The sequence below is a fragment of the Geodermatophilus sp. SYSU D01105 genome, assembly GCF_054050095.1.
In genome coordinates this window covers 63849-82327 of sequence record NZ_JBJGYR010000008.1, presented here as the reverse complement: position 1 = coordinate 82327, position 18479 = coordinate 63849, and the positions used below count along the sequence as shown (strand labels likewise).

The window sequence follows — 18479 nt, the reverse complement described above, 5'->3', positions numbered from 1 at the left end:
GGCGACCACTCCTGGCCATGGGTGTGACGGCTGTGGCCGGAGCGCGAACCGAAGCCGCGCGCCGTCCGTGATGGCGCAACAGCCCTCGGTAGCGTCCGCGCCGTCCGAGGGGGACCGGCTCGACTGACGTCGGTCGCCACCTCCGGGTCCGGGCGTCCTCGCCGCAGCAGCAGGCTGCGAGCACCGGACTCGATCACTCGACACAGGGACTCAGATGACGACGAAGCGCGTACGTGCAGCACTCCTGGCCGCCGGCCTGACCGCGGGGGTCGTGGCCCTCGGTGGTGTGGTGTCCCCGGCCGGAGCCGCCGAGCCGACGACGGTCTGCGCCACTGGCTGCGACCACACCACGATCCAGGCTGCGGTGAACGCGGCGAAGGCCGGCGACTCCATCACGGTGAGCGGCGACCTCACGGTCACCGGCCAGACCACGATCAACAAGGACGTGACCGTCACCGGCGTGGACGGCGCCACGGTCACCCAGACCTCCGCCCACGTCACGTTCCTCATCACCGGTGGGGGGGCCACGCTGTCCGACCTCACGATCACCAGTGACAAGCCCTACGCCCGCGAGTTCGTCTACATCGGCGCCAACGACGTCACGCTCGACGGCAACACCATCTACGGTCCGGAACAGACGACGCCGATGGACAAGTGGGTGAGCAACCGGGGCTTCGTCACGCAGGGCTCGATCACCGGCTTCTCCGCGACCGGCAACACGATCCACTCGATGCGCTCGGGTGCCTACCTGAACCCCCGGAGCGGCGGCACGATCAGCGACAACACGCTGTACGACACCAAGGGCGACTTCCTGATCGACAACGCCCGCTTCACCTTCAGCGGCAACCGCGCCGGCGACCCGTCGCAGCGCAGCGAGTGGGGCTTCGTCGTGTTCGCGAACACCGACCCCGCGCTCTACACCGACCTCGAAGCCCTCAGCGTGGCGAACAACCGCATGACCGCCTGGGACCAGCGCCCCGGCGGCGAGGAGTTCGTCGCGCCCCTCATCGCGGACGACTGCAAGGACGGCGGCTGGAAGGACCTCGACCCCGGTTTCAAGAACCAGGGTCAGTGCGTCAAGTTCGTCAACACGCGGAAGTAGTCGCCGCCCGCTGACCGAACGAGAGGGGCCCCGTGCGATCCGCCGGGGCCCCTCTCCCGTCTCGCGACACGCGAGCCGCCACGGGATGACGCATCGGAGGCGCCAGCCCCCTCCGACGTCCGCCACGGCCTGGACGAACTCCCGACCGCCGCAGCCAGACAGAACACCGAGGCCGTCGGGCGTCGGAGCGGCGGCCCCCACCGCAGCGCCGGCGAGGTGGACGGCGCCCACGGTGGCGAGGCCGACGTCCCCACCGAAGGCGCGCGTGGCGGCACTCCGCGCACCGATCCGCGAGGTCAGCTCCTGCCCGTCGTCGGCTCAGGGTGGGTCGCGGCCGGGTTCGGGGGAGCCGGTGGTGCGACCCACTGTGCCGCGGCGGCCCTCTCGGCTTCCCGTCCGATCGGCCGGTCCTGCGGCCGGTGGATCCGGCGACCGGCGGCCAGGAGGGCGGTGAGCAGCGCGAGGGCGGTCACCATCTGCCACGACCAGTCGCCGCCCTGCACCGCCTCGATCTTCTGGGCGGCGTTCCAGGAGGCGTGCTGGATGCCGACCGCGAGGATGCTGCCGCCGGTGTCCAGCAGGTGCATGCCGACCAGGTACCGGGCGACGAGCGCGGTCAGGAACAGCAACCCGGTGCTGGCGAGCAGCCGGAAGGCGCTGGGGTTCCCTGCGAACTGGAGCGGCAGGTGGATGGCCGCGAAGAAGACCGCGGTGATCAGGGAGGCGGTCAGGAGGCCGTGCCGGGCCATCCACCGGGACTGGGCGAAGCCGGCCCAGGCGGTCTCCTCCCACAGGTTGAGGCTGAGCGCGCCGAAGACCAGCGTGTTGAACAGGTACCAGCCGATCTCGGCGGCCCAGCCGCGTTCGGGACTGGTCAGCGTCCCGGAGACGGCGGCCAGCGCCACGGTCAGTACCGGCACCCCGAAGAGGATGATCGCCCAGCGCCAGGCGCTGAACCGCCACTGCACCACCCGGGACAGCAGCTTCCTCACGCCGGCCGGGCCGTCGGCGAGCCAGGTGACCAGGAGTGCACCGCCGAGCAGGGCGACGAAGACCAGCAGCAGCAGGAACGGCGCCTGCGGGATGCCGACCAGGAGCGGGACGACCAGTCCCGGCACACCGATGGCGAACGCCAGCAGCAGGAAGGCGGTGAGCGGGTGACGTCGGGCGAGGTCCCCCCGGTGCTCGGCACCCTCCGGGAACGGAGCGGCACGGGTCATGACTGCTCCTTGGTGCCAGGCTCCGTGGGAACGCGACTTCTGCCTCGTCGGTGAGCGTGGACCGGTGGTGCTGAGCGGACAAGGGGTTCGGGAACTGCGCCGTCCACGTGACCGCATCGGGGACGGGCACCACCTGGCGCGGGACACCCTGGGCGGCCGCCCTCGGACCGTCCGGTTGCCCTCTGCTGCTCGGCACCCGAGCCATCGGAACGCGGGTGGTCCCCGCTCAGGCGCTGACGTCCTCGTGGGTGTTGACCCCGGGGATGCGCCGCACCGACCCCCAGCCGAACCGCGCCCACACGACCAGCAACCCGGCGCCGACGAGCGAGCCGAGCGTGTCGCGCAAGAGGTCGCCGTTGGTGTCGTCGTTGTCCTCGGACAGGTCCGTCCCGAACCAGACGTCCGACCGCCACTCGAACAGCTCCCACAGCGCTCCCACGGCGATCCCCAAGGCCGCGGTCACCACGCCGATGCCGATGTAGTGCTGCAGGTGTGTCTCGTCGCGGGGGTCCGGGACGACGTCCACCCGGGCGAGGGCGACGTAGATGACCGGCGCGGTGAGCATGGGCAGCGTGAAGTGCACCAGATCGTCGAAGCGGACGAACTCGTCGTACAGGCCGAGCGTCTCGCCGAACCCCTGCAGTGCCATGCCGAGGGTCAGGGACAGGTCGTAGAGCCGCGGCAGGTTCACCAGCCGCGCGATGAGCGTGATGCCGCCGAGCGCGGCCAGCAGCGCCGCCGACCCCCAGTCCCCGTCCACGGCGTAGACCACGGCCCCGCCCAGGACGACCAGCCGGAGAACGTCGATGCCGTCCCTGACGAGAGGCGTCCAGTCGCCCAGCAGCAGGGTCCGCGCGTCCATGCCCGCTCCGTACCCGTCGACGAGGCGGCGCCGCACACTCCCCGGCGGGAACCAGGTCCGGCGAGGTGGCGGGCCGGCGCCCCGGCCCTGCGGGACGGGGGCGCACCCGGGGCTCTCAGGGCCGGCGGCTGCACCACCCGGCGGCAGCGACGCCGAGGCCGACCACGGGGGTGCCCGGGACGGCGAACTGCACGCCTCCGGCGGTCAGGGCCAGCCCGCGGAGGGCGAGCGGCGGGCGGGGGTGCAGGACGGCGGTGGCCGGGGACTGCGGAGCGGGCAGGGCGGTGGCGGTCATGGCGTGTCCTCGCGGTGCGTCGGAGTCCGGGGAACCCGGTCGGCGACCACCGCGGCCGGGCGCTGACCGCTCGCTTGCAGGCGCGCTGCAAGGAGCCGGTAAGCGGACCGCGCGACCGTCCTCGGCAACGGCCCACCGACCCGAGGAGAACCGCGATGGCCACCACCGACCCGATCCGCGTCCAGCCCCGCACCGACGGCGACCCGGTGCCCGACGTCATGGGCATGCGCCTGGCGCACCGCGCGATGCTGCGCGACGCGAACCGGCTGACCGACCTCGCCGAGCGGCTCGCTCCCGCGCCGACGACGGACGGGAAGCGCGCCGACGCCGTCGCCCGCTACGTCCGCGACTTCGCCGACTCGGTGCACCACCACCACAGCGTCGAGGACGAGGTCCTCTGGCCCGTGCTCGCCGCCTCCGCCGGCCCGCACGTCGACCTCACCGAGCTGTCCGACGACCACGCCGCCCTCGACCCCGCACTGCACCGGCTGCGCGCCGCCGCCGACGCCTACCGCGCCCGCCCCGGCGAGGACACCGCCACGGCGATCGCCGTCGAGCTCGCCGAGCTGCGCGACACCCTCACCGAGCACATCGGCGAGGAGGAGGCCGCGCTCTTCCCGGTGATCGAGCGGTACATGTCGGTCGCCGACTGGGCCGCGGTCGAGGCCCGCATCCGCAAGCGGGCCAAGCTCTCCTTCGAGGCCCCGCGAGTGCTCGCCGTCGCCACCGACGCCGAGCGCGCCACCATCGCGGCCGACGGCGGCCTGGCGCTCAGGGTGGTCCTCGCGGTGATCGTCCCGCCGTTCCGCCGCCGCGAGCGAGCCGTCTTCGGGAGCTGATCAGAGAGCCAGCTGCGCGGCCAGCTCCGCGCGCACCCGCTCGGCACCCCGCCGGGCGACGGCCGCGGCGGCGGCGTCCCCCAGGACGTCGGCGACCGCGGCCAGCGCGTCGTCCACGGGCCCGACGACGAGCGTGCCGGAGTCCAGCCCGGCGATCCGCCCGGCCCACGGCAGCAGCTCGTCGCGCGCCTGCCGCGCCGCCGCGAGGTCACCGAGCCGCGCGGCGGCGTGCGCCCGCAGCGTCGTGGTGGCCAGCCAGTAGTAGTCGCGGCTGATCGTCCGGCGCGCCGCCCAGGCCGCGCGCGCGTCGTCCTCCCGCCCCGCGTCGAGCAGCCCGAGGACGACGGCGTCGGTGAGCGCCCCGGGCAGCGCGGCGTGCAACCAGGCCAGCTCGTCGGCCAACGGCGCGCAGCTGCCGCGGGCGAAGCCGGCGGAGAACCGGCCGACCAGCGCCATCAGCGCGCCGTTGACCTGGCCGGTCTCGACCAGGTGCGCCGCCACCTGCTCGTAGCGGGCCTGCCCCTCGTCGTACCGGCCGGCCAGCACCAGCAGCGCGCCGTCGAAGATCTGCAGGGCCCCGAGCACGTGTCCGAGCTGGCCGGCGTCGGCCAGGGCGACCGCGGTGTCGACGTGCCGGCGGGCCGCCCCCAGGTCGGTGCGCGCCGCGGCGGCCAGGAACAGCAGCCAGTGCGCCACGGCCTGGTGGTCGGTCAACCCCGCGGCGGCCGCGACCGCGCGCAGCTCCTGGGCCAGCGGCTCCCGCTCGGCGGCCAGGTCCGGGCCCAGCGCCGCGAAGGCCCGCACGTTGAGCGCCGCACACAGCAGCCGGGCGGCGTCCGGACCGGTGGCCCCGCGGGCCAGCTCGAGTGCCTGCGCGCTGGCGGCGGCGGTCCGCGCGTCGTCGACACCCTCCACCTCGCGCACCAGCGCGACCAGCAGCCGGCAGCGCACGTCGCCGGGCAGGTCGTCCCCGGTCGGCGTCTCCAGCAGCTCGAGCAGCGGGTCGAGCAGCTCGGGGTCCTGCGCGCCGTTGTCGCGGACGGTCCACACCAGCGGCGCGTCCCACGCGGCCAGCGCGGCGACCAGCAGGTCGCGCCGGCCCAGCCGCCGGGCGGCCCGGACGGCGTCCCGCTGCTGGGCCCGGGCGGTCAGCGCGTCGCCCGCGCGGGCGTGCGCGGGGATCGACGGCAGCAGCACGGCCAGCTCGTCGGCGGTCCCGCGCCGGCCGGCCAGCTCCAGCAGTCCCCGCGCCGCGGCCCACTGCCGCGCCTCCTCCGCCGCCGCTCCCATCCGCCCGGCCTCCCGCGCCGCCGCGGCGACGTACGGGACGGCGTCGGCGGCGGTGCGCGGCCCGGCCGCGGCGACCGCGTGGTGCGCCAGCGTCGCGGCGTCCACCCCGTCGGAATCCCGGAGCACGGCCAGCGCGGCGGCGTGCACCCGGCCGCGGCGCAGCAGCGGAGTGTCCTCGTAGAGCACGTCGCGCACCAGGGCGTGGGTGAACCGCACCCGCCCGGGCGCCGGCTCGTCGAGCAGCCCGGCGAGCACCGCGGCCTCCAGGCCGTCGAGCAGCTCGTCGACGTCGCGCCCGGCCACCGCCGCCAGCACGTCGACGTCGGCCTCCCGGCCCAGCACCGCCGCCTGGCGCAGCGCGGTCACCGCCGGCCCCGGCAGCCGCTCCACCCGGCGGCGCAGCACGTCGCGCAGGCCGGCCGGCACGGCGGTGCGCGCCGCGCCCCGGCCCTCGGCCACCAGCAACCGGGTCAGCTCGCGGACGTAGAGCGGGTTGCCGTCGGTGCGCTCGCGCAGCAGCGCGAGCTCCGCGGGCCCGGCGTCCTCGAGCCCGGACTGCCGCGCCAGGACGGCGACGCCCGCGTCGTCCAGCCCGCGCAGCTCCAGGTGCCGCGCCCCCGCCGTGGCGAGCGCCGCGCGGGTGACCGACAGCGCCTCCCCGGCCTCGGCGTCCCGGTAGGTCGCCAGCACCAGCAGCGGCTCCCCGGCGAGGGAGTCGACGACCTGGCGCAGCAGCTGCAGGGTGAGCTCGTCGGCGCGGTGCACGTCGTCGAGCACGACCAGCAGCGGCTGCTCCCGGGCGGCGGCGCGCAACCGGTCGGCGACCGCGCGGGCCAGCCAGAAGGCGGTGCCCTCCTCCAGCGGGGCGGCGCCGAGCGCGCGGGCGACCTCCGTCCACGGCCAGGCCGGCGGAGCGCCGTCCACCTCGGGGCAGCGGCCCTCGGCCACCCGCCAGCCGGCCTCGCGCAGCCGCGCCGCGGCGGCCTCCACCAGCGTGGTCTTGCCGGCGCCCGCCTCGCCGGCGACCCACACCAGCCGCGCGCCCTGGTCGGCCAGGTCGAGCAGCTGCCGCAGCTCGGCGGCCCGCGCCGGCGCCGGCGGCGGGGGCGGGGGAGCGGGGGTGGGGGTCGCCGGCAGCGGGACGGGCGGGGCAGGCAGGTCCAGCGCCGGCTCCTGCCCGAGCACGGCCGCCTCCAGCGCGCGCAGCCCGCGGCCGGGGTCGATGCCGAGCTCCTCGGCCAGGTGCTCGCGGGCGCGGCGCAGCACGGTGAGCGCGTCGCCCTGCCGGCCGCTGCGGTAGAGCGCCAGGGCGAGCAGCCGCACGGCCTCCTCGCGAGAAGGGTGGTCGTGCAGGTGGCGCTCGAGCTCCGGGACGACGGTCGCCGCCCGCCCGAGCGCCAGGTCGGCGTCGGCGCGCAGCTCGACGGCGACCAGCCGCAGCTCCTCCAGCCGCGCGACCTCGGGCGCGGCCCAGGAGGCGTCGGCCGAGCCGGCGTAGGCGGGGCCGGACCAGCAGGCCAGCGCCTGCTCCAGCAGCGCCCGCCGGGTGGCGACGTCGTCGATGGCGTGCGCGCGGGCGACGAGGTCCTCGAACCGCCAGGCGTCGACGGCGTCCCGGGGGAGCTGCAGCCGGTAGCCCGGCGCCGCGCTGACCAGGACCGTCGCGCCCGACCGCCGGCCGTCGCCGGGTTCGAGGACCCGGCGGAGCCGGGAGACGTGCACCTGCAGGGAGGCCAGTGCCTTGGGCGGCGGCTCGCCCTCCCAGAGGTCCTCGACCAGCCGGTCGGCGGAGACCACGTGCCCGCCCGCGAGCACCAGCCGGGCCAGCACCGACCGCTGGCGCGGGCCGCCCAGCGGCGCCGGCTGCCCGGCGACCGTGGCCCGCACCGGTCCGAGGACCGACACCGTGACCGTCGCGACGTCGGCGGGCGGGACCTCGGGGGCGGGAGCAGCCATGGCGCGCAGAACCTAGCCGATCCGGGCCGGGATCCCCGGCACGCCGGCCGGTGGGAAGGGCTCCTGGGGTGACGAGAGCAGCAGAGTGCTGCTCTCGCTGCTAGTCTGCATTCATGCCGGTGTCGATGACCATCCGCGACGTCCCCGACGAGACGCGCGACGAGCTGGCCGCCCGCGCCTCCCGCGCAGGTCAGTCGCTGCAGGAGTACGTCCGCGCCCAGCTGACCGAGCTGGCGAGGCGGCCCAGCCCCGACGTCCTGTGGGACCGAGTGGAGCACCGCGTCCGCGCCACGGGCACCCGGCTGCCGGCGGCGGAGATCCTCGAGCTGCGCGACTCCGACCGCGCGTGACCATCGTCGTCGACTCCTCCGCGGTGGTCGCCGCGCTCGTGGACGACGGCTCGGACGGCGCGTGGGCGCGAGCAGGGCTGCGTGGCAACGTCCTGGCCGCGCCCGCTCATCTCCACGTCGAGGTGTCCAACGTGCTCCGGCGCGCGGTCCTCGCTCAGCGTCTCGGGCGTGACGCGGCGGCTCTGGCTCACCGCGACCTCGTGGACCTGCCTGTGACGGTCTTCCCGTTCGAACCGCTCGGCGACCGTGTCTGGGAGCTGCACCCCACGGTCACCGCCTACGACGCCGCCTTCGTCGCACTCGCCGAGGAGTTGGACGCGCCGCTGTGGACCCTCGACCGCAGGCTCGCGGGAGCGTCGGGTCCACGGTGCGCGTTCCTCACGCCTGACCGCTGAGCCGCGTCCGCGCGGCTCCATCGCTGCGTGCGCGTCGTCGAGGCGACGAGGCCGCCCTCCGGTCACCCCCTCGGGTCATGCGAGGTGTCGACCGGCTGAACGGCTGCCGAAGCGCCGTCGCACGCCTTGCGCCGCCGCGGCGCGGTCGGAGAACCTCCTCGTCCGGAGCGTCCGAGGGGGAGATGGCATGCGGTACGTCGTCACGTGGCAGGACCGGCCGACGGGCTCGATCGCGGAGTACGAGGCCGCGCACGAGCGCATCCTCGACGTCCTCACCCGCGAGATGCCGGAGAGCCTCCGGCTCCGGGAGGCCGTGGTGCGGCTCGGCGACTTCGGCGGTCACGCCGTGATCGAGGCCGACGAGCCGAGCGACCTGCACGCCCTCACCGCCGTCTACGCGCCGTTCAACGTCACGGTTGCGCCGGTGGTGGACGCCGTCGCCGCCGGGCAGCGCGACCCCGAACCGCAGGACGCACTGCAGCGCACAGGGTCCTAGGTACCTGGTGGCCCGGATGCGCCCGCTCCTACGGTTCGCGGCGTGTCCGGCAACCTCACCGCGCCGGCCGGTACGAGCGCGCCCCTGCTCGTCGCCGTCGACGACGACCCCGGCCTCCTCGCCGACGTCGAACGCGAGCTGCGCAACCGGTACGCGTCCGACTACCGCGTCTGCTGCCTGAGCTCGCCGGAGGAGGCGCGACGCGCGCTCGGGGAGTTCGCGGCGGCCGGGGCGGAGGTCGCCCTGGTGCTCGCCGCCGAGGAGCTCGCGGGGGCACCCGGCACGGAGTTCTTGGCGGAGGTGCCGAGCCTGTTCCCGCACGCCCAGCGCGCCCTGCTCCTCCCGTGGGCCCACGTCGGGGACCCGGGCGCCGGGGACGCCGTCTTCGAGGCCATCGCGCGCGGGCGCATCGACCAGTACCTCGTGCGGCCGGCACCCCCACCCGACGAGCAGTTCCACCAGGCGGTCTCCACCTTCCTGCTCCGCTGGGCCGAGGCCCAGCGCCGCGCGCCGCACACGATCGACGTGGTCGGCGAGACCTGGTCCGGCCGCGCGTACGAGCTGCGCGAGACGCTGGGGCGCTGCGCGATGCCGCACCGGTTCTGCCTGGCCGACTCCGCGGAGGGGCGCGCAATCCTCGCCGACGCGGGACTGGACAAGAAGTTGCCCCTCCTGCGCATGCCCGACGGGCGCGTCATGGAGGACCCCACCGACCTCGACATCGCCCGCTCGGCGGGGACGACGCTCGAGCCGTCCGGGGACCACTACGACCTGGTCATCGTCGGCTGCGGCCCGGCCGGCCTGTCCGCGGGCGTCTACGGCGCCTCCGAGGGGCTGCGCACCATCGTCATCGACTCGGGCAGCATCGGCGGGCAGGCCACGGCGAGCTCCTCGATCCGCAACTACCTCGGCTTCCCGCGGGGCCTCAGCGGCGCGGACCTCGCCCGGCGCGCCTACGAGCAGGCATGGGTCTTCGGCGCCCGCTTCGCCTTCATGCAGCAGGTCACGGACCTGACGCGGGAGGACGACGGCATCGTGCTGACCCTCGACACCGGTGGGGTCGTCACGGCGCGGGCCGTCGTCCTCGCGATGGGCGCGAGCTACCGACGGCTCGGCGTCGAGCCGCTCGAGGAGCTGCGCGGCGCCGGCGTCTACTACGGCGCCGCCGCCTCGGAGGCGCCGCTGGTGACGGGGGAGGAGGTCTACATCGTCGGGGGCGCGAACTCCGCCGGGCAGGCCGCGCTGCACCTGGCGCACTACGCCAAGCGCGTCACGCTGGTGGTGCGGGCCGACTCGCTCGCCGCCGGGATGTCTCACTACCTGGTCCGTCAGGTCGAGGAGAACCCCGACATCGAGGTCCGGACGGCGACCGAGGTCGTCGACGGCGGTGGCGACGGCCGGCTGGAGCACCTGGTTCTCCGCAACCGCACGACCGGGGCGCGGGAGACGGTCGACGCCTTCGCGCTGTTCCTCATGATCGGCGCCCGGCCGCACACCGACTGGCTGCCCCCGACGGTCGAGCGGGACGACGCCGGCTTCGTCCTGACCGGAGCGGACCTCGGTGCCGCGGCGCTGCGGGCGTCGGGGCGTCCGCCGGTGCCCTTCGAGACCAGCGTGCCGGGGGTCCTCGCGGCCGGGGACGTCCGGCACGGGTCGGTCAAGCGCGTGGCCTCGGCCGTCGGCGAGGGGTCGATCGCCATCCAGTTCGTCCATCGTCTGCTCGCCGTGTGACCCGGTCGCCTCGCGGTTCCCGGACGTCGAGCAGATCGCCGAACGGCTCCGGGTCGTGCCTCGCTGAGCCGACGTCAGGACGGCGGCTGCGCGCCGACCACCCCGGCGACGACCGCGGCCGCCGCGTGCCCGGTGCGGACGGCGTCGACCACGTCCGCCCCGGCCCGCCAGCCGGCCAGCACGCCGGCGGCGAAGGCGTCCCCGCAGCCCGTGGTGTCCCGCAGCACCGGCACGGGCTCGACCGGCACCTCGTCGACGCCGGCCCCGGTGACCACCCGCGTCGGCCGGGCGCCCGCGTGCACCAGCACCAGCTCCGGTGCCCACCCCGGCAGGTCGCCGTCCAGCCCCAGCACCGAGGCCTCGTCCGCGTTGCAGAACAGCACGTCGGTCGAAAGCCCGGCGAGCAGCTCGACGTACCGGTCGGTCCCGAACCGCCGCACCCGCGCGGCCGCCGCCACGTCGGCGCTGACCGGCACGCCGGCCTCGTGCGCCAGCGACGCCGCGGCCCGCAGCGCGTCCGGGAAGCGCAGCAGGTCGTAGCCGTCCAGATGGACGACGGCGGCATCGCCCAGCCAGGTGAGCGGCACGTCGGTCGGCTCGAGCCCGCCCTCCCCGCGGTCGGCGAGCAGCGTGCGCTCGCCGTCCGGGTGCACCAGCACGGTCGTCAGCGGCGTCCGGCCGCGGCGCACCACCGCCGTCTCGACCCTGCGCCCGTCCAGCGCGGCCAGCAGCCCGCCGGCGACCGGGTCGGCACCCGCCCAACCGGCCAGCCGCGCGGGCACGCCCAGCCGGGCCAGGTTCGCGGTGACGTTGGCCGGCGCGCCGCCCGCGGTCGTCGTCCGTACGACCCGCTGCTGGCCGCCGACCACCAGCGGCTCGGACAGCTCCAGCACCTGGTCGGCCACCAGTTTGCCCACCGCCACCACCGGGCCCGTGCCTGCCGGGCGGGGCCAGAGCGGGGCGCTCACGAGAAGGCCACGACCCGGCAGCGGACACCGGGCGCGCGAGCCAGTCGGGCGTCGGCCGTCAGCAGGGACGCACCGAGCAGTTCGGCCAGCGCGACGTAGACGGCGTCGTGGGCGCTGACGGTGTCCCGGAGGTCCAGGGCGCGGTCGAGGAGCGGGTCGTGTGCGTGGCGTGCGACGGCCAGGTCCCGGAGGTCGCGGAGAGAGGAGCGTGCGGCATCCACCGTCAGCCGGCCGGCGAGGACCCACCGGCAGATGGCCGACGTCGCCTCCACGTCGAGCAGGTGGGGAGCGTGGGCCTCCTCCGACCGCAGCGCGTCCCGGGCGGCGTCCCCGGCCGGCCCGCTCACCAGGAGAGCCGCCACGACGGCCGACGCATCGGCGACGATCACCGGTCCGGGCGGTCGGCGTGGATCGTCGCCACCAGTTCCGACACCGACAGGTCGATCCGTCGGGAGGCGGAACGGGCGAGGACCTCCTCGACGGGCGGGCGTGCGGCCACGCGTTCGAGCTCCCGCAGGACGTACTCGGAGAGCGACACCCCGGCCGCCGCCGCCCGCCGGGACAGCTCCGCGTGCACGTCGTCCGGTACGTGGCGGACCTGCAGCATCCTGCTCACGCGGGAAACGCTACATGCGATCTGCATGCGCGTCGTTGATCAGGTCCGTCGGGGGACCGCCGGCCGAGACGCGCCCACGACGGCCGCGGAGTGGGACGCTGGGAACCCCGCCCACCGCGGCCGAGGTGATCGCCCGATGTCCCTGTCGTGCACCGAGGAGCGACGGTGGCGGACGGCCCTGGGCTGCCTGGCGGCCTGCCTGCTCGCCGGGTGCGCCGCCGCGGACGGCAGCGCGGCCGCGCCGAGCCCGGCGACAGCGCCCGATCCGCGCAACGCCACCTACACCGTGACCTGCGACGAGATCGTCCCCGACGGCTTCCCGGCCGAGCTCGTGGACGGCGCCGCGCGGGTGCCCGCCGACGCGAGCCGGCCCCCGTACTACGACCACTACGACGTCCGGTTCGTCGCCGAGGCGAGGGGCGACGTCGACGGGGACGGCGGGCCGGACACCGTCGTCCTGCTGCAGTGCTCGCCGCAGCCGTCCAACGGGGTCCTCGAGGAGGTGCAGGTCCTCGACGCCTCCGGCCGACTGCTCGGCTCGCTGCCCAGCCCGCGCACGCTGCGCGAGGCGACGATCCTGGCGCCGCTCTACGACCCGGCCGGGCTGTCGGTGCAGGACGGCGACGTCGTCGCGGGGATGCGGGCCTACGCGCCGGAGGACTCCCGCGCCACCGGCCCGTCGATCCCGCTCACCGTGCGCTGGCACTGGGACGGGCGCGCCTTCGTCCGCGTCGCCTAGCGGCGCCTCACAGCCACGCCTCGACCTCGTCGAGCTGGTCGTGGGTGAGCCCGCGCCACAGGTCCGGCGCGACCACCAGCACGTGCGGGTGGGCGGCCAGCCACTCCCCGGTCTCGTCGGCCTGCTGGGCGAGGTCGTCGTCGACCCAGACGATCCGCCGGTCCGGCTCCGCCTCGGCGACCGCGCGGGCGGCGTCGAGCTTCCACCAGCCCGACGCGCCGCCGAGCGGCCCGAGGAAGCCGGTCGGTGCGGCGTCCTCCCGGGCGTGGACCCGCAGCCCGCGCGGCAACCCCATCGGCTCGGCCAGCAGCTCGTCGGCGTTCGCGGCCCAGGTGGTCAGCCACTGGATCTCCACCCGGCCCGACTCGTGCAGGTCCCGCAGCCGCGCGGTGATCGTCGGGTCCCACGACAGCACGAACCCGTTGAAGGTCCCGCGCTGCCACCCCTCGGGCAGGTCGACGCACGCCGCGTTGAGCACGCCGTCGACGTCGAGCAGCAGGATCGGGACGTCGTCGGTCGCGGCCATGGTCGTTCCTCCAGACGATCCTGGTGGTGCGGTCCAGGGGCCTGTACCCGCCACGTGCGGTGGCCTCGGGCCCCGCGGCGGCTGCGCGGTCACTCGTTCGCATGACATGTGTCGCGGGGGTCTGTGACGTCCGTATAGACGGACCTCATGACGGCTCCCGGACGGACTCGAGGATGACCCGTTGCGACATCTGCGGACTCGACCACGACCGATCGACCCACATCGGACGAGCGCTGCCGCGGATGCCGGAGGCGCAGATCGCGGCTGACCACGAGCGGCGACGCCTGAGCCGCGTCGCCAAGGAGAAGGCGGCCGCGGACCGATACCGGTCGATCTCGACGGGACAGCCGCGCGCACGTGCGCGGCGACCGGCGCCACCCCAGGTGAGCGGCAGGGGAACGGCGGAGCGGCCCCCGTGTGCGCGGTGCGGCGTCGGCATGCGAGTCGAGGACCTCGACCTGTGCACCACGTGCGCGCGGTCTCGCGGGCATCAGCTCTGCTCTCGGTGTGGGCGACCCACGGTGCTCACGGCGGCCGGAGAGGACCGGCGCTGTCGACGCTGCCACCCCAACGGCGGCAAGAGGAAGCGCGCGAAGAGGACCTGCGACGACTGCGGGCGCGACGGGGTCGTTGTGGGCATCCGGTGGTGCGCGCCGTGTGCCCGAGCGCGCGGGTGGAAGCAGTGCTCGACCTGCTCCCGGGCGTTCCAGCCGCCACGCAGACATCCTGGTCGTCGTCGCTGTCAGAGGTGCATCGACGACAGCCACGTCGCTGGACGCTGGGGAGTGGGCTGAGCGTTCGCGCTGCCTCGGCAGGACTCCCCGGGTTGGGGCGCCGTGCCTAGTCCTCGTCGCGACAGTCGTGCGTTTCACTCCCCGGGGACGACGACGGCGCGGCCGCGCACCGCCCCCTCGTGCAGCTTCCGGTAGGCCGCGGGGGCCTCGTCCAGGGAGTAGCGCTCCACCTCGACGTGCACCGCGCCGGCCCGCGCGAGGTCGAGCACCTCCATGAGCTCCGGCCGGGTGCCCCAGTACGGCGCCCGCACCGACGCACCCATCGGCGTGGAGAAGAAGCCGGTCGGCAGCACCCCGCCGCCGATGCCGACGACCTGGACGACGCCGTCCATGGCCACCGACTTCCGCGCGATCTCCACGGTCGGCGCGGCGCCCACGAAGTCGAACACCGCCTGCGCGCCCACCCCGCCGGTCAGCTCGCGGATGGCCCCGACGGCCGAGGCGTCCGACGGCAGGACACGGTGGGCGCCGACCTCCGAGGCCAGCGCCAGCTTCTCCTCGGAGATGTCGAGCGCGACGACGGTGGCCCCGGTGACCGCCCGCAGGATCTGGATGCCGATGTGCCCGAGCCCGCCGGCGCCGATCACCACGGCGGTGCTCCCCGCGCGCAGGGCCCCGAGGCTGGAGACGATCGCGTGGTACGGCGTCAGCCCGGCGTCGGTGAGCGACACGGTGGCCACCGGGTCCAGGTCACCGAGCGGGACCAGGTGCCGGACGTCGTCCACGATCAGGTACTCGGCCAGCGCGCCGGGCGCACCCAGCCCGGGCGGCCGGATCCCCAGCGCGGCGGCCCTCGGGCAGTAGTTCTCGGCCCCGCGCGCGCACTCGTGGCAGACCCCGCAGCCCCACGGTCCGTAGACGGCGACGGACTCGCCCACGGCCACACCGGTGACGCCCTCGCCGAGCGCGTCCACGACCCCGGCGCCCTCGTGCCCGAGCGTCAGCGGCAGCCCGTAGACGTACTGCTCGGCGGGCAGGCCCATGACGAAGGAGTCGGAGTGGCACAGCCCGGCCGCGGTCACCCGCAGCCGGACCTGCCCGGGCCCAGGTTCCGGTGTCGGGACCTCCACCACCTCGGGCTCACTGCCGATGGTCCGGTACTGCACGGCGCGCATGCGGACACCTCCGTACTCGCGGTCGCCGTCCCGGTACCCAGCGGATGCCGTCAGGACCCCTGCTCGGACACCTGCCCCCGTCCGGCACGGGCGAGCAGGCGGCGGGCCCGCGTCGCCATCGGCGTGTCCACCATCCGGCCGTCCACCGACACCGCCGCCGTCCCCGCGCGCTCGCCCTCGGCGAGCGCGTCGAGCACCCGCTGGGCGTGCGCGACCTCCTCGGGGGCGGGGGAGAAGGCCTCGGTGAGCACCGGGACCTGCGCCGGGTGGACGCACAGGGCGCCGACGTAGCCGAAGGACCGCGCCGCCCGGGCGTCGCGGGCGAGCGCCGGCAGGTCGCGGAAGTTGGCCAGGCTGCGCATCAGCCCGTACGGGGCCAGGCCGTGCGCCCGGGCGGCGCAGACCACCAGGCCGTGGGCCCAGCGCAGGTCGAACTGCTCGTCGGAGGGGTCGACCTCGAGCTCGGCGGCGAGGTCCTCGGTGCCCGGCATGAGCGCGGTCGTCCGCGCGCTCGCGCCGGCGACCTCGTCGATGCGCAGCAGCCCCCGCGGCGTCTCCACCAGCAGCTGCACCTCGACCGAGCCCTCGGCCCGGCCGCAGGCGCGCTCGGCCGCGGTGACCAGCGCGTCGACCAGCCGCACCCGCACGGGGTCCTCCGCCTTGGGGACGAGCACGCCGGACGCACCTGCGGTCACGGCCGCCTCGACGTCCCGGGCCAGGTCGGCGTCGGAGTTGACCCGCACCAGCACGTGCCCGCCGGGCAGGGACCGCACCGCGTCGGCCAGGCCGGCGCGGGCGTCGGCGCGCGCGCCCGCCGGGACGCTGTCCTCCAGGTCGAGGATGACCGCGTCCGCACCCGACGCCGCCGCCTTGGGCAGGAACGCCGGCTTGTTCGCGGGCACGAACAGCTGCGTGCGCCGGCGCAGCGCCGCCTCGCGGTCCGGCCGGGTCACACCGCGTCCTTCTGGTGGCTCGCCGGCACGGTGACCGGCCCGGTCGTGACTCCGGCCGCGCGCAGGGCCGCGAGCTGGTCGGGATCGAGGCCCAGGTCGGCGGCGAGGACGTCGTCGGTGTCGGCCCCCACGGAGGCGGGCCCGGGGCGGCCGACGCGGGTGCCGCCGTCCTGGAAGGCGGGGTAGACGCCGGTCATGGCCAGCGGCCCGAGGTCGGGGTCGTCGACGGTGACGATCGACCCGCGGTGCCGGACCTGCGGGTTGTCCAGCATCGTGGCGACGCTCTCCAGCGGCCCCACGGCGCAGCCGCCCGCGGTGAGCTCGGCGATGGCGTCGTCCCGGTCCCGGGTGCGGCACCACCCGGCGATCAGCTCGTCGAGCTCCTGCACGTGCTGCACCCGGTCGGCGTTCGTGCGGAACCGCGGGTCCTCGACCAGCTCCTCGCCGCCGATGGTGCGCAGCACGTGCTGGGCCATCGGCTGGGTGCTGCCCGACAGCGCGATCCACAGCCCGTCCCGGCACTGGTAGCTGCCGCGCGGGGCGGCCGGCCCGTACCGGTTGCCGGTCCGGCCGTGCTCGTGCCCGGTCTGCTGGTACTCCAGCACGTTGATCTCGACCAGCTTCAGCGCGGCCTCGTAGATCGCCAGGTCGATGGTGTCGCCGGTCCCGGTGGCGTTGCGCCGCATCAGCGCGGCGAGCACGGCGGTGGCCCCGAGGTTGCCGGCCATGATGTCGGCGAGCGGGTAGGCCGGCAGCAGCGGCGGGCGGTCCTCGTACCCCGACACCGAGGCCAGGCCGGCCAGCGCCTCGGCGAGGGTGCCGAAGCCGGGCCGGTCGCGGTAGGGCCCGTCCTGGCCGTACGCCGTCACCCGCAGCACCACCAGCCGCGGGTTGGCCGCGCGCAGGTCGGCCGGGTCGAGGCCCCAGCGCTCCAGGGTGCCCGGTCGGAAGTTCTCGACGAGCACGTCGAACTGGGAGATCCACCGCAGCACCAGGTCGCGGCCCTCGGGCCGGCGCAGGTCGAGGGCCACGGAGCGCTTGCCGCGCGACAGCGCCTTCCAGTACAGGCCCTGACCCTCCACCTGCCGGCCGAAGCGGCGGACGAAGTCCCCGGTGCCGGGCATCTCGACCTTGACCACGTCGGCGCCGTAGTCGCCGAGGATCGTCGCGGCGGTGGGGGCGGCGATCATCGTGGACAGGTCGAGGACCCGGGTCCCCGCGAGCAGCGGCGTGCCGGTGCCGGGTGTGGTGCTGTGCGTCATGCGGTGTCGTCCAGTCCCATCTGGTGCGGCGGTGCGGAGGCGGTTCGGATGCCGGGCCAGGCGTCGCGGGCGGCCAGGTCCCTGACCGCGTCGACGACGGCGTCACGCACGGCGACGACCGCGGCCCGGGGTTCGTAGAGGTCGGTCGAGAGGCAGACCGACACCCAGCGGCGCAGCTCGGGGTCGACGACGGGGCGCATCCGCAGCGGCGGGCCCGGGACCCCCTCGACGCTGGAGCGGGGCAGGATCGCGCACGCCGTCCCGGACTGCGCGATGCGCACCATCGCCGGCAGCGAGCCGACGTCCGCGACGACGTCGGGCACCAGGCCGTGGACGGCGAAGGCGCGCTCGACGAGGTCGCGCAGGTTGCTGCGGGCGCCGGGCGCGACGAGCGGGACGCCGGTGAGGTCGGGCACCCGCACGGGGCCGGGGTCCTCGTCCGGGTCGTCGGGGCGCGCGGCGCGGATCAGGAACAGCTCCTCGCGGTAGAGCACGACCTCGCCGGGCCGCGGACCGGCGTCCTCTCGGAACAACACGGCGAGGTCGAGCCGGTGCCGGCCGAGGAGCTCGGCGACGTACCCGCTCATCGACTCGAAGACGTCCAGCCGGATGCCGGGGTGGCGCCGGCGGACCAGCGCGAACAGCTCGGGGGTGAGCAGCCCCGCGACGGTCGCGGGCAGGCCGACCACCACGGTGCCGCGCAGCTCCTCGCCGCCCGCCGCCAGGGCGCTGGTCAGCTGGTCGTGCCGGCGCACGAGCTCCTGGGCGCCGCGGTAGAACACCAGGCCCACCGCGGTGGGCTCGATCCCGCGCGGGCCACGCTCCAGCAGCCGGGTGCCGACCGCGGCCTCCAGCTGGGCCATCCGCTGGCTGACCGCCGGCTGGGAGATGCCCAGGACCGTCGCGGCGCGGGTGAAGCTGCCCGCGTCCACGACCGCGATGAAGTCGCGCATCTGGGTCATCTCCACGG

At 75.7% G+C, this 18479-nt stretch carries 19 protein-coding genes; 7 read left to right on the top strand and 12 right to left on the bottom strand.

All coding sequences use genetic code 11. The annotated features are described in order from the left end of the window. The first annotated feature begins 214 nt into the window (after positions 1-214). Positions 215-1102 carry a right-handed parallel beta-helix repeat-containing protein gene (locus tag ACI79I_RS09475; RefSeq protein ID WP_456992068.1) on the top strand — a complete coding sequence of 296 codons (888 nt, stop codon included), beginning with the start codon at positions 215-217 and terminating at the stop codon, positions 1100-1102. A gap of 296 nt (positions 1103-1398) precedes the next feature. Here the strand turns inward: ACI79I_RS09475 and ACI79I_RS09470 are convergent, their stop codons facing one another. The 3 genes from ACI79I_RS09470 to ACI79I_RS09460 form a co-directional block, all read right to left on the bottom strand. Further along, the gene (locus ACI79I_RS09470) at positions 1399-2322 is read right to left on the bottom strand and encodes a CPBP family intramembrane glutamic endopeptidase (RefSeq protein WP_456992067.1); all 924 of its coding nucleotides are present in this window, start codon (positions 2320-2322) and stop codon (positions 1399-1401) included. Between the two features lie 226 nt (positions 2323-2548). Then, positions 2549-3184: a hypothetical protein gene (locus ACI79I_RS09465; RefSeq protein WP_456992066.1), complete on the bottom strand. Its 636-nt coding sequence runs from the start codon at positions 3182-3184 to the stop codon at positions 2549-2551. 115 nt (positions 3185-3299) lie between these two features. After that, positions 3300-3479 carry a hypothetical protein gene (locus ACI79I_RS09460; protein ID WP_456992065.1) on the bottom strand — a complete coding sequence of 60 codons (180 nt, stop codon included), beginning with the start codon at positions 3477-3479 and terminating at the stop codon, positions 3300-3302. Positions 3480-3634: 155 nt separating this feature from the next. On the opposite strand from ACI79I_RS09460, the gene ACI79I_RS09455 reads away from it, so the two are divergent. Next, positions 3635-4318 carry a hemerythrin domain-containing protein gene (locus ACI79I_RS09455; protein WP_456992064.1) on the top strand — a complete coding sequence of 228 codons (684 nt, stop codon included), beginning with the start codon at positions 3635-3637 and terminating at the stop codon, positions 4316-4318. On the opposite strand, the gene ACI79I_RS09450 is transcribed toward ACI79I_RS09455, so the two are convergent. Continuing rightward, a complete protein-coding gene (locus ACI79I_RS09450) occupies positions 4319-7564 on the bottom strand; it encodes a BTAD domain-containing putative transcriptional regulator (protein ID WP_456992063.1) in 3246 nt (1081 codons plus the stop codon). 113 nt (positions 7565-7677) lie between these two features. On the opposite strand from ACI79I_RS09450, the gene ACI79I_RS09445 reads away from it, so the two are divergent. The 4 genes from ACI79I_RS09445 (at position 7678) to ACI79I_RS09430 (ending at position 10536) form a co-directional block, all read left to right on the top strand. Beyond that, positions 7678-7914, top strand: a complete 237-nt coding sequence (locus tag ACI79I_RS09445) for a FitA-like ribbon-helix-helix domain-containing protein (RefSeq protein WP_456992062.1) — start codon at positions 7678-7680, stop codon at positions 7912-7914. Further along, complete coding sequence (locus tag ACI79I_RS09440; protein ID WP_456992061.1) at positions 7911-8309, top strand: type II toxin-antitoxin system VapC family toxin; 399 nt, start codon at positions 7911-7913, stop codon at positions 8307-8309. Before ACI79I_RS09445 ends, ACI79I_RS09440 begins: the two co-directional genes overlap by 4 nt. A gap of 187 nt (positions 8310-8496) precedes the next feature. Continuing rightward, the gene (locus ACI79I_RS09435) at positions 8497-8805 is read left to right on the top strand and encodes a DUF3303 domain-containing protein (protein WP_456992060.1); all 309 of its coding nucleotides are present in this window, start codon (positions 8497-8499) and stop codon (positions 8803-8805) included. A gap of 42 nt (positions 8806-8847) precedes the next feature. Next, positions 8848-10536: an FAD-dependent oxidoreductase gene (locus tag ACI79I_RS09430; RefSeq protein WP_456992059.1), complete on the top strand. Its 1689-nt coding sequence runs from the start codon at positions 8848-8850 to the stop codon at positions 10534-10536. 74 nt (positions 10537-10610) lie between these two features. Here the strand turns inward: ACI79I_RS09430 and ACI79I_RS09425 are convergent, their stop codons facing one another. From ACI79I_RS09425 to ACI79I_RS09415, 3 genes are read right to left on the bottom strand one after another with little or no spacing between them, the layout of a single operon-like run. Further along, entirely contained in the window at positions 10611-11453 is an 843-nt protein-coding gene (locus tag ACI79I_RS09425) for a carbohydrate kinase family protein (RefSeq protein ID WP_456992058.1), read from the bottom strand. 47 nt (positions 11454-11500) lie between these two features. After that, positions 11501-11893 (bottom strand): type II toxin-antitoxin system VapC family toxin, encoded by a 393-nt coding sequence (locus ACI79I_RS09420; RefSeq protein WP_456992057.1) that lies wholly within the window; start codon positions 11891-11893, stop codon positions 11501-11503. Beyond that, complete coding sequence (locus tag ACI79I_RS09415) at positions 11890-12111, bottom strand: FitA-like ribbon-helix-helix domain-containing protein (protein ID WP_456992205.1); 222 nt, start codon at positions 12109-12111, stop codon at positions 11890-11892. The genes ACI79I_RS09420 and ACI79I_RS09415 overlap by 4 nt, the downstream gene beginning before the upstream one ends. A gap of 145 nt (positions 12112-12256) precedes the next feature. Between ACI79I_RS09415 and ACI79I_RS09410 the strand changes: the two genes are divergently transcribed. After that, the gene (locus ACI79I_RS09410; protein ID WP_456992056.1) at positions 12257-12859 is read left to right on the top strand and encodes a hypothetical protein; all 603 of its coding nucleotides are present in this window, start codon (positions 12257-12259) and stop codon (positions 12857-12859) included. 7 nt (positions 12860-12866) lie between these two features. Here the strand turns inward: ACI79I_RS09410 and ACI79I_RS09405 are convergent, their stop codons facing one another. The 5 genes from ACI79I_RS09405 to ACI79I_RS09385 all read right to left on the bottom strand — a co-directional run bounded on the left by ACI79I_RS09405 (position 12867) and on the right by ACI79I_RS09385 (position 18471). Further along, a complete protein-coding gene (locus ACI79I_RS09405) occupies positions 12867-13385 on the bottom strand; it encodes an HAD domain-containing protein (protein ID WP_456992055.1) in 519 nt (172 codons plus the stop codon). An 868-nt stretch (positions 13386-14253) separates the two neighbouring features. Next, positions 14254-15294: an NAD(P)-dependent alcohol dehydrogenase gene (locus ACI79I_RS09400; RefSeq protein ID WP_456992054.1), complete on the bottom strand. Its 1041-nt coding sequence runs from the start codon at positions 15292-15294 to the stop codon at positions 14254-14256. A gap of 50 nt (positions 15295-15344) precedes the next feature. Next, positions 15345-16247 carry an HpcH/HpaI aldolase/citrate lyase family protein gene (locus tag ACI79I_RS09395; RefSeq protein ID WP_456992053.1) on the bottom strand — a complete coding sequence of 301 codons (903 nt, stop codon included), beginning with the start codon at positions 16245-16247 and terminating at the stop codon, positions 15345-15347. Then, positions 16244-17509: a CaiB/BaiF CoA transferase family protein gene (locus ACI79I_RS09390; RefSeq protein WP_456992052.1), complete on the bottom strand. Its 1266-nt coding sequence runs from the start codon at positions 17507-17509 to the stop codon at positions 16244-16246. Before ACI79I_RS09390 ends, ACI79I_RS09395 begins: the two co-directional genes overlap by 4 nt. Next, positions 17506-18471, bottom strand: coding sequence for a LysR substrate-binding domain-containing protein (locus ACI79I_RS09385; protein ID WP_456992204.1), 966 nt, complete (start codon positions 18469-18471; stop codon positions 17506-17508). The genes ACI79I_RS09390 and ACI79I_RS09385 overlap by 4 nt, the downstream gene beginning before the upstream one ends. Positions 18472-18479 lie beyond the last annotated feature (8 nt).

What these genes read in the sequence shown, in the direction of transcription:
- ACI79I_RS09465 (WP_456992066.1), bottom strand. Translation starts at nt 3,184, where the DNA reads ATGGACGCGCGGACCCTGCTGCTGGGCGACTGGACGCCTCTCGTCAGG.
- ACI79I_RS09410 (WP_456992056.1), top strand. Translation starts at nt 12,257, where the DNA reads ATGTCCCTGTCGTGCACCGAGGAGCGACGGTGGCGGACGGCCCTGGGC.
- ACI79I_RS09390 (WP_456992052.1), bottom strand. Translation starts at nt 17,509, where the DNA reads ATGACGCACAGCACCACACCCGGCACCGGCACGCCGCTGCTCGCGGGG.
- ACI79I_RS09400 (WP_456992054.1), bottom strand. Translation starts at nt 15,294, where the DNA reads ATGCGCGCCGTGCAGTACCGGACCATCGGCAGTGAGCCCGAGGTGGTG.
- ACI79I_RS09445 (WP_456992062.1), top strand. Translation starts at nt 7,678, where the DNA reads ATGCCGGTGTCGATGACCATCCGCGACGTCCCCGACGAGACGCGCGAC.
- ACI79I_RS09450 (WP_456992063.1), bottom strand. Translation starts at nt 7,564, where the DNA reads ATGGCTGCTCCCGCCCCCGAGGTCCCGCCCGCCGACGTCGCGACGGTC.
- ACI79I_RS09415 (WP_456992205.1), bottom strand. Translation starts at nt 12,111, where the DNA reads ATGCTGCAGGTCCGCCACGTACCGGACGACGTGCACGCGGAGCTGTCC.
- ACI79I_RS09470 (WP_456992067.1), bottom strand. Translation starts at nt 2,322, where the DNA reads ATGACCCGTGCCGCTCCGTTCCCGGAGGGTGCCGAGCACCGGGGGGAC.
- ACI79I_RS09385 (WP_456992204.1), bottom strand. Translation starts at nt 18,471, where the DNA reads ATGACCCAGATGCGCGACTTCATCGCGGTCGTGGACGCGGGCAGCTTC.
- ACI79I_RS09435 (WP_456992060.1), top strand. Translation starts at nt 8,497, where the DNA reads ATGCGGTACGTCGTCACGTGGCAGGACCGGCCGACGGGCTCGATCGCG.
- ACI79I_RS09405 (WP_456992055.1), bottom strand. Translation starts at nt 13,385, where the DNA reads ATGGCCGCGACCGACGACGTCCCGATCCTGCTGCTCGACGTCGACGGC.
- ACI79I_RS09460 (WP_456992065.1), bottom strand. Translation starts at nt 3,479, where the DNA reads ATGACCGCCACCGCCCTGCCCGCTCCGCAGTCCCCGGCCACCGCCGTC.
- ACI79I_RS09455 (WP_456992064.1), top strand. Translation starts at nt 3,635, where the DNA reads ATGGCCACCACCGACCCGATCCGCGTCCAGCCCCGCACCGACGGCGAC.
- ACI79I_RS09475 (WP_456992068.1), top strand. Translation starts at nt 215, where the DNA reads ATGACGACGAAGCGCGTACGTGCAGCACTCCTGGCCGCCGGCCTGACC.